The organism is Saccharomonospora iraqiensis subsp. iraqiensis (genome assembly GCF_000430445.1).
Classification (GTDB): domain Bacteria; phylum Actinomycetota; class Actinomycetes; order Mycobacteriales; family Pseudonocardiaceae; genus Saccharomonospora; species Saccharomonospora iraqiensis.
In genome coordinates this window covers 27569-35383 of the sequence record NZ_KE387080.1, presented here as the reverse complement: position 1 = coordinate 35383, position 7815 = coordinate 27569, and the positions used below count along the sequence as shown (strand labels likewise).

Genomic DNA, 7815 nt, shown 5'->3' with positions numbered 1-7815 from the left:
ACCCCGCCGCCCCGCGGAGGGCGGGCCGTGCCGCCTGCGCCGAGCCCGGTGCCCCGGCAACGGGACCGGGAGCAGCCTCCCGCCCCCGGAGCCGGACGGCCGGTGTCCCGGACGGGCGGTGCGGGGGAGTGGTCCGCCACGTCGGACCGCCACGTCGTCTCGGGGTCGCTGGACGATCCGGGCGACGCCCCCGGCGACCTCGGCGGAGGCGTCGGTACCGGTGCGACGACGGAGGTCCCCACCTCCGGGCCGGGGCAGGGCCACGCCGGGAGGTACCCGAGCAGCGTCACCCGGGACGGCGAGATCCGGCTTCCCCCCGCACCGCCGCTGCACACCGGGCGGGACGTCCCGGTGCCCGATCCCCGCTGGCCGGGACAGGATCCGCACTGACCGCGGAGGGTGAACCACACCCGGCAAGTAGAACGTGTTCTCGCCTGCTGCACGGGTGCGACGGGGATCGCCGGGGTGGCGGAGCGGGTATGCGGAGAGTGAGTACGCTCGCCTTATCGATCAAGTAAACACGGTTCACTCCACGGGTTCCGCGAGTTAACACCGTATGCTTCAATCTGACGGTAGAACGTGTTCCACGACGCTGCTGTCGGAGGTACGGCCATGAGCTCGTCGTTGCTGCCCACCGGATTCGACTTCACCGATCCCGACCTCTACGCGGAGCGGCTGCCGTTGGAGGAGCTCGCGCTGCTCCGCCGCACCGCGCCGGTGTGGTGGAATCCGCAGCCGTACAACGTGGCCGGCTTCAAGGACGAGGGATACTGGGTCGTCACCCGGCACGAGGACGTCAAGACCATCTCGAAGGACTCGCAGACGTTCTCCTCGGCCGCCAACAGCGCGATCATCCGGTTCGACGAGACCATGGACGAGGAGGGCATGGACGCCAACCGGCTCGTCCTGCTCAACATGGACGCCCCGCAGCACACGAAGCTGCGGCGGATCGTGTCGAAGGGCTTCACCCCGCGCGCGATCGGCAGGCTGGAGGACGCCCTGCGCAGCCGTGCGCAGAACATCGTGCGCACCGCCCGGGAGAAGGGCTCCGGCGACTTCGTGGCCGACGTCGCCTGCGAGCTGCCGCTGCAGGCCATCGCCGAACTGCTCGGCATCCCGCAGGAGGACCGCGGCAAGATCTTCGACTGGTCGAACCAGATGATCGGCTACGACGACCCGGAGTACGACGTCGAACCGATCACCGCCTCGGCCGAACTGGTCGGCTACGCCACGGCCATGGCCGAGCAGCGCCGGCAGTGCCCGATGAACGACATCGTCACCACACTCATCGAGGCCGATGTGGACGGGGAAGGGCTCACCTCCGACGAGTTCGGCTTCTTCGTCATTCTGCTGTCCGTGGCGGGCAACGAGACCACCCGCAACGCCATCACGCACGGGATGAAGGCCTTCCTCGACCACCCGGACCAGTGGGAGCTCTACAAGCGCGAACGCCCGAAGACCGCCGCCGACGAGATCGTGCGGTGGTCGACACCGGTGGTGGCCTTCCAGCGCACCGCGACCACCGACACCGAACTCGGCGGGCAGCACATCCGCAAGGGCGAACGCGTCGGCATGTTCTACAGCTCGGCCAACTTCGACCCCGACGTGTTCGACGCGCCGGAGACCTTCGACATCATGCGGGACCCGAACCCGCACGTCGGTTTCGGCGGCACCGGCGCGCACTACTGCATCGGCGCGAACCTGGCCCGCCTGGAGATCGACCTGATGTTCAACGCCATCGCCGACGAGATGCCGAACATCCGCGAGGTGGCCGAACCGGACCGGCTGCGCTCCGGCTGGCTCAACGGCATCAAGCACTACCAGGTGGCCTACGAGTGAAGTGGTGAGCCGGGGCCGGTCGGGTGCGGGGCCGCGGGGGATCTCCTCGGCGGCCCCGTCGTGCGTCGGGCTCTCTCCCGCCTGTCACCGGGGCCGGTTCCGTTCGGCCGAACCGGCAGGTGCCGCCGCCGGGCCTGCCGTATCCTCCCGGTCGGACGTCCCGCACGCCCCGCCGGAACCGGAGGCCCCGCCATGGACGACGCCGCGACCGGGGGATGGTCGGCCGCCCCCGTGCCGGAGACGGGCCCGGGACGGCTGCCACCCGGCCCGGACGCGGTCGCCGGTGACGGAGCCGTGGTCGCCGTCGGGGCCGTCTGCGAGGTCGCTGTCCCGTGGGACGCGTCGACCCGTCAGGTCAGCCTCGCCCTGAGCGAGTATCTGGCAATGGAGTCCGGCACGCGCGTCGTGCTGCACAGCGAACGCGGCGTCACCATCGCCGTGCGCGGTGCTCGCTCGCCGGAGTTCACCGGCTTCACGGTCGACGAACTCCGGGACTCCGTCCTCGGGGCCCTGCTGCCGGACGAGGGGGACGACGAGGAACCCGGCCAACCGCACCCCTGGAGATGGCTGACGGAGCTCGCCGCGGCCCGCAACGTCCGGGTGACACCGGAGGAGCTCGCATCCCTGCCGTACGAGCTCGACCTCCGCCCGGCGGTGCGGGCACTGCTCCGACCGGACGAGCCGTGATCTCCGGTCCGGCACGGTGGTGACGAGTTCACCGTCGGCGGTCACCGGTCCTGCGCTGCGCGTTCGGGTTCCGGCAGTGGCTCACCGGTCTCCAGCAGGGTCTTCAGGCTGGACAGTAGTCCCGGCCAGCCCTGACTGAGCATGGAGTGCAGGACACTGCCCTCGTCGAAGTCGTCGTGCACGACGGTCAGCTTGGTGAGTGCCCCGAGCGGTTCGATCTCGAAGGTCACCTTCGAGCGACCCTCGTCGGCCACCCTGGTGTACACGTCGTGGCTGAGGCCGACGGCCTTCGCCCATTCCGGGGTCAGGCTGTGCCAGGTGTAGGACAGTCGCCGGTACGGCTCGTACTCGAGCACGACCTGCTCGGGATCGGCGGTCACGGTGCCGCCCTCCTCCCAGGTCATGGTCGAACCGACCTGCCAGTCCGTGTCGAACGTGACCCCCCAGTAGCGTCGGGTGAACGCCGGCTCGGTGAGTGCCTGCCACAACCGCTCCGGCGTGGTCCTGATGTAGGTGGTGTAAACGAACTCGGGCCTGCCCTTGGGCTCCTGCTCCAATGCTCTCCGCAGCTCGGCGAGCGCGTCGACCCGCGCACTGTGGTACCGGCTGATCCAACGGTCGGCGATGGCCTTGATCGGTGCCGCGTTGAGGTATGCAGCTTCTCCCGGCCAAGGCTGCGTTTACGCTAGTAGGCGGCCGGAGATGGCATGTCCCGGCGGCTGGTCGAAAGGGTGCGCCGCCACGCCGCAAGGCAACGGTTCGGGTGCCCGTGGGGGTGTGGAAAGTCCGGAGCCCCGGCAACATGACCGTGGTCAGGGGTCCACCGGGGCTATTCGCCAACGACTGTATCGGGCGTGACGGTCGGGTGCAGACCTCGCGGCTCCGGGTCTGACGTCATTCGGTGCTGCCGAGTTCGTCGATCGGGCACCAGTGGCCGGGGTGGCGGTCGGCCAGGCAGTCGTCGACGCAGCCGGGGCAGTAGCGGCCGTCGACGGTGTCCCGCCGACGGTCCGGCCGTGCCACGGGATCGGTGCCGCACCGTGCGCAGCGTCTGATGCCGGTCGCCCGCCCCGGATTTGCGAGGCGTCGCCACCGGCGTACGACGGTCATCGTCGGGATTCCCTTTCCGTCACGGCGGTCTCCGGCGCACCTGGCCCGGCGGGCGGGCGTACCAGGGCAGGATGCGCTCGCCCGCCACCCACGGCGCCGCTGCCGTGGGAACCGCCGGGTGGGGCGGCAGGTCGCGATCCACGGTGGGCCGGTGCGGCGGCCGTGGGGCGACACGGGGAAGCGGCGGTGTCGGCGCATCACTCATCGAGGGTCGGGGTCGGGACGGCCCCGCGCGCGGAGATCTCGTCGGCGCGGATGAGCATGTCGTCGGCGACCCGCCGCAGTGCGGTCCCCACCTCCCGCAGCGGTCCGGCGGGCAGCTCTCCGCCGTCCTGGCGTGCCAGCAGCTCCGTTGTGACCCGGCCCAACGTGGTGTTCACCGCCGCGAGCCGTGCGAGCAGCTCCCGGTCACGCGCGATCATCGTGTCCTCCGGCCGGACATGTAGGAGCGGTGTCGCGGAATGATGCTGCGGGTGTTTCCGCGATCGGGCTGAGAACGGGCACTGCGATGCCACTCTCCAGCGTGGGTGGCACATGGGCGGCGACAACACGGGACAATCTTTGATCGGTCACGGTTCCACGATCGGTGTGATGGGCCTCCGGTGTCCAAGGCCGCGTTGTCCTGCTTGTCGGAAGTCGATGACCCGGCGGCATATGATGAGGTCACCCCTGGATTCTCCGCTCGACGAAGACCGTGGTGTTCCGGACGAGGAAGGGATGGGCGATGCAAGCGGAATCGTCGTGGCTGTCGCCGTGTTTCGTCGACCACGAGATCAATCCGGGATTACTCGCGGAGGTTCTGCGGGAATACCGCGCGGCCAAAGGTCTCAGTCAGGCCGCTCTGGCTCAGCTGCTCACCATGGATCAGTCCTATGTCTCGAAGATCGAGACAGGACACCGCCAGGTCCGGGACGTCGACACGCTCCTGCACATCGCGAGACAGCTTTCGCTGACACCGCAGGAACTCGGTCTCTCAGCCGAGCTGGTGCGGCCCTGCCCGCCGCGGGAGGCCTCCGTCCTTTCCGACGAGATCGATCCGGTGGCGTCGAGCCAGGCCGAATGGCGGCGTGTCCGACGGCAGCTGAATCGGCAACGGGGTGGGCTCGCACGGTGGGCCGCCGAGTTGTATCGGCGCGAGTTCCGGGTCGGTGACGCGCCGTTTCTCGCGCGGACGGCGTGGATGCCGCCGGAGCCGATCCGCCTGGACGACGTCCGACTGGAGTGGTCGTCGGGTGCCGCCCGGGTGGCCGTGACCGGAGCCGAACCGGAGGCGAGTGCCGTGCTTCCGCTGCGTGCGCCGGGGCGACGATTCGACCGGTACACCTCGGCGATCAAGTATCTGGATCGGCCGTCGCTGTTCGAGAACCGGGCGAGCTATCGGCTGCTCGACGCCGAGCTGACTCCCGGTGCGGCGCGCATGACGTTCGGCCTGGGTACGTATTTCGACAAGCTGGACGTCTCCGAAGGCCTCGCCCACGAGACCGCGGCGGCGCGGCCGTGTGCCGACCACACCCGTTCACCCCGCCCGGAGCTGCCGTTACGCAGCCTGGTCGGAGATCCCTTCGATCTCGGCCGTCGTGCGGTCATGCCCGCGATCGAGACCCTGACCCTGCGACGAGATCGAAAGACGGGTGCGGCGACCTTCCTGCTGCACTGGCGCGATCCGGCGAAGGTGGCCACGGCCGCCGGCATCTACGGACTGGTCCCGGCCGGGGAGTTCCAACCCTCCAGTGTCGCGGCGTGGGACACCGACAACGACTTCGACCTCTGGCACAGCATGGTGCGCGAATACTCGGAGGAGCTGCTGGGCGAACCGGAACGTGACGGCAGCTCGGGCGAACCGCTCGACTACGACACCTGGCCGCTGTTCCGCGACCTGGACCGTGCCCGCGCCGACGGCCGCCTCGGGGTGTACTGCCTCGGGCTCGGACTCGACGCGCTCACGCTGACCGCCACCCTCCTCACCGCGGTGGTGATCGACGACGACGTTTTCGACGCGCAGTTCGGTGATGCGGTCCGCGTCAACGCCGAGGGGGTCCTGGTCGCGTCCGCACGGGCCTCGACCGTCTCCGAGGGAGTCCCCTTCACCGGGGAGAACGTGCGGCGGCTCGTGCGTGAGGAGCCCATGGCCTCGCCGGGGGCGTGCCTGCTGGCACGGGCCTGGCGTTTTCGTACGGAGCTGCTGCCCGGTGCGTGAGATCGACCATGCCCGGCGCCTGCTGCAGCGGATCGATACGCTGGGATGAGGCGATGCCCCTACGGCGTATGACGTGGACGACAGCATGTCGGTCTGACATGCTTCTAGCATGCTCGTGCTCTGGGGGTTGGATGTCGGTTGACGAGGTCGTCACGGCGCTTCACCGTGTGATTGGACTCCTGCCCACTTCAGCACTTCAGCAGGTCGCCGACCAACTCGACGATGCTCGACATACTCTCGCTGCGAGCACTTACGGAAGCTCTGATCCGGAACTCCTCTCGGCGGTCGACGGCTACGCCCAGGCGTGGGAAGGACTCGACTCGGTCGGACAGTCCTGCCACCATGTCGCTGCCGTGCTTCACGAGTACCTGACGGCGATCGGCGGTGCCGCTGTATCGGCTGGTGTTCCCCCGGTGTCGCCGGACAGCTCCTCGAGAGTGGCCGAGCCGCATTCTCAGCCTCGTCGTCAGTTCATCTCGGTGGATCGGCTCAACCCGGAGCAGGCGACGAACCTCAAGCGGTATGAGGGGAAGTTGCCATCGAAACACGAGCCCGTGGAGATCGAACAGCTGTCCGATGGGGCGGTGAGGATGAGTTCCAAGGTCCCTTCGAACAACATCCCTGGGTCGTACGCCGAGTACATCAAGGTCGTCGACAAGGAAGGCAACACCGTACAGTACGTCAAAGACACCTACGGTCCTGACGGGGTGCTGATTCACCGAAAGACGAAGATGTGAAGGGATACTGTGGACAGGCAGGAGATCGTCACGGACCTGGTGGAGTTCCGGAAGCCGATCGAACACACCCTCGCCGCGTTGCGGGAGTTCCCCTGGGACTCCGACGAGGAGCTGGTGACCCTCGACGTCTCGGCACTCCGCCGTGTCGTCGACATGTTCGAGCGCGGTCGGATCGACGCGGACGAGCTCGAGGAGTGGGCCGACGCGGTCGAAGGGCGCGACGACATCGCCTTCGGCTCGCAGGACGTGATCGACGCGGTGAACGCACTCGCCAACCCGATACTCTTCGGGACGCTGACCAAGGAGAACGTGAACAGGATCGTGAACGAGGTCTCGTCCTAGGCACTTCAAGGCATCGGTGACCGGCCTCCCGGTCGCCCGCGACGGCGAATCTTCGTCCTTATCCTTGAATGGTGACCGTCCGCGTTAAAGGTTACGGGGCCAAACTTGAACAGACGCGGTCGCGATGCAAGGAAACGACACAACCTGTCGTGGCCGCCACTGACCGGGGAGGGACGTGCTCAGGGCATGCGGACGGTCTGGGCGGTGGGGGTGACGTGCCATTCCCACTCGTGCAGCTTCGGCGCGCCCCGGGCGAGCCACCAGCGGTGGGCGGCTTCGGCCGCGTCCCAGAGCCTGCGGAGCCCGTACTGGTGCACGGTGTGGTACCCGTCGCCGGACCGGGCGGGGGAGACCCGCGCCCACGACCCGGTGAGCGCCTCGCGCAGCCACAGCGCGTCGGGGCGGGTGCCGTCGTCGTGGCTGACGAGGAAGGACGTGGCCGAGGGCACGGCGAGCGCGATCGGCCAGCGGTGGTCGCTGTCGGAGAACATCCGCCACGGGTCGTAGCCGGTGGTGGAGACCTCGACGTCCGGGTGGGTGCCGGGATCCTCCGGCAGGGGAGCGGTGGCCCGGGTGGTGCGGTGGCTGCGGAGTTCGAGGAATCCGACGCGGAGGTCCGGGTGGGCGTGGCCGGTGGCGGTGCCGTCGTCGTGGACGGCGAACCGCACCAGTGGCCCGCCGGTGAGGTCGGTGTTCATGGGGGCGAGGAGCACGGCGCCCGGCGCGGATTCGGCGACCCAGGAGTACGGCAGGCGGCCGACGTGGACCCCGGCGGTGGCGATGACCCGGTCCCACCGGTGCGGCAACGGCCCGAGCGGTTCGGTGCCGTTGTGGGTCCGGACGGAGGCGCCCGTCACCCGGGCGGTGTGCAGGGCGCGGCTCGCGGCCCGGGCGATCCCGGGG

General features: G+C 69.1%; 8 protein-coding genes and 2 pseudogenes. 6 read left to right on the top strand and 4 right to left on the bottom strand.

All coding sequences use genetic code 11. From position 1 onward, the window contains the following. The 3 genes and pseudogenes from ACTIR_RS26465 to ACTIR_RS0109195 all read left to right on the top strand — a co-directional run. Positions 1-390: pseudogene (locus tag ACTIR_RS26465) on the top strand (hypothetical protein); the annotation flags it as partial. Between the two features lie 222 nt (positions 391-612). After that, positions 613-1839, top strand: coding sequence for a cytochrome P450 (locus ACTIR_RS0109200; RefSeq protein ID WP_026454043.1), 1227 nt, complete (start codon positions 613-615; stop codon positions 1837-1839). A gap of 192 nt (positions 1840-2031) precedes the next feature. Continuing rightward, positions 2032-2526: a hypothetical protein gene (locus tag ACTIR_RS0109195; protein ID WP_026454042.1), complete on the top strand. Its 495-nt coding sequence runs from the start codon at positions 2032-2034 to the stop codon at positions 2524-2526. 41 nt (positions 2527-2567) lie between these two features. Here the strand turns inward: ACTIR_RS0109195 and ACTIR_RS22485 are convergent, their stop codons facing one another. The 3 genes from ACTIR_RS22485 to ACTIR_RS0109180 all read right to left on the bottom strand — a co-directional run bounded on the left by ACTIR_RS22485 (position 2568) and on the right by ACTIR_RS0109180 (position 4058). Next, positions 2568-3083 carry an SRPBCC family protein gene (locus ACTIR_RS22485; RefSeq protein WP_052583795.1) on the bottom strand — a complete coding sequence of 172 codons (516 nt, stop codon included), beginning with the start codon at positions 3081-3083 and terminating at the stop codon, positions 2568-2570. 337 nt (positions 3084-3420) lie between these two features. Next, positions 3421-3549, bottom strand: coding sequence for a hypothetical protein (locus ACTIR_RS27680; protein ID WP_267879486.1), 129 nt, complete (start codon positions 3547-3549; stop codon positions 3421-3423). 284 nt (positions 3550-3833) lie between these two features. Next, positions 3834-4058 (bottom strand): hypothetical protein, encoded by a 225-nt coding sequence (locus ACTIR_RS0109180; RefSeq protein WP_026454041.1) that lies wholly within the window; start codon positions 4056-4058, stop codon positions 3834-3836. 302 nt (positions 4059-4360) lie between these two features. Here ACTIR_RS0109180 and ACTIR_RS0109175 point away from each other — a divergent pair, with 302 nt between their 5' ends. The 3 genes from ACTIR_RS0109175 to ACTIR_RS0109160 all read left to right on the top strand — a co-directional run bounded on the left by ACTIR_RS0109175 (position 4361) and on the right by ACTIR_RS0109160 (position 6912). Then, a complete protein-coding gene (locus ACTIR_RS0109175) occupies positions 4361-5833 on the top strand; it encodes a helix-turn-helix domain-containing protein (protein WP_026454040.1) in 1473 nt (490 codons plus the stop codon). Between the two features lie 131 nt (positions 5834-5964). Beyond that, positions 5965-6570 carry a hypothetical protein gene (locus tag ACTIR_RS25840; protein ID WP_154663703.1) on the top strand — a complete coding sequence of 202 codons (606 nt, stop codon included), beginning with the start codon at positions 5965-5967 and terminating at the stop codon, positions 6568-6570. 9 nt (positions 6571-6579) lie between these two features. Next, positions 6580-6912 (top strand): hypothetical protein, encoded by a 333-nt coding sequence (locus ACTIR_RS0109160; RefSeq protein WP_026454038.1) that lies wholly within the window; start codon positions 6580-6582, stop codon positions 6910-6912. 179 nt (positions 6913-7091) lie between these two features. Here ACTIR_RS0109160 and ACTIR_RS22475 read toward each other — a convergent pair. Then, a pseudogene (locus ACTIR_RS22475) lies at positions 7092-7815 on the bottom strand (methyltransferase domain-containing protein); the annotation flags it as partial.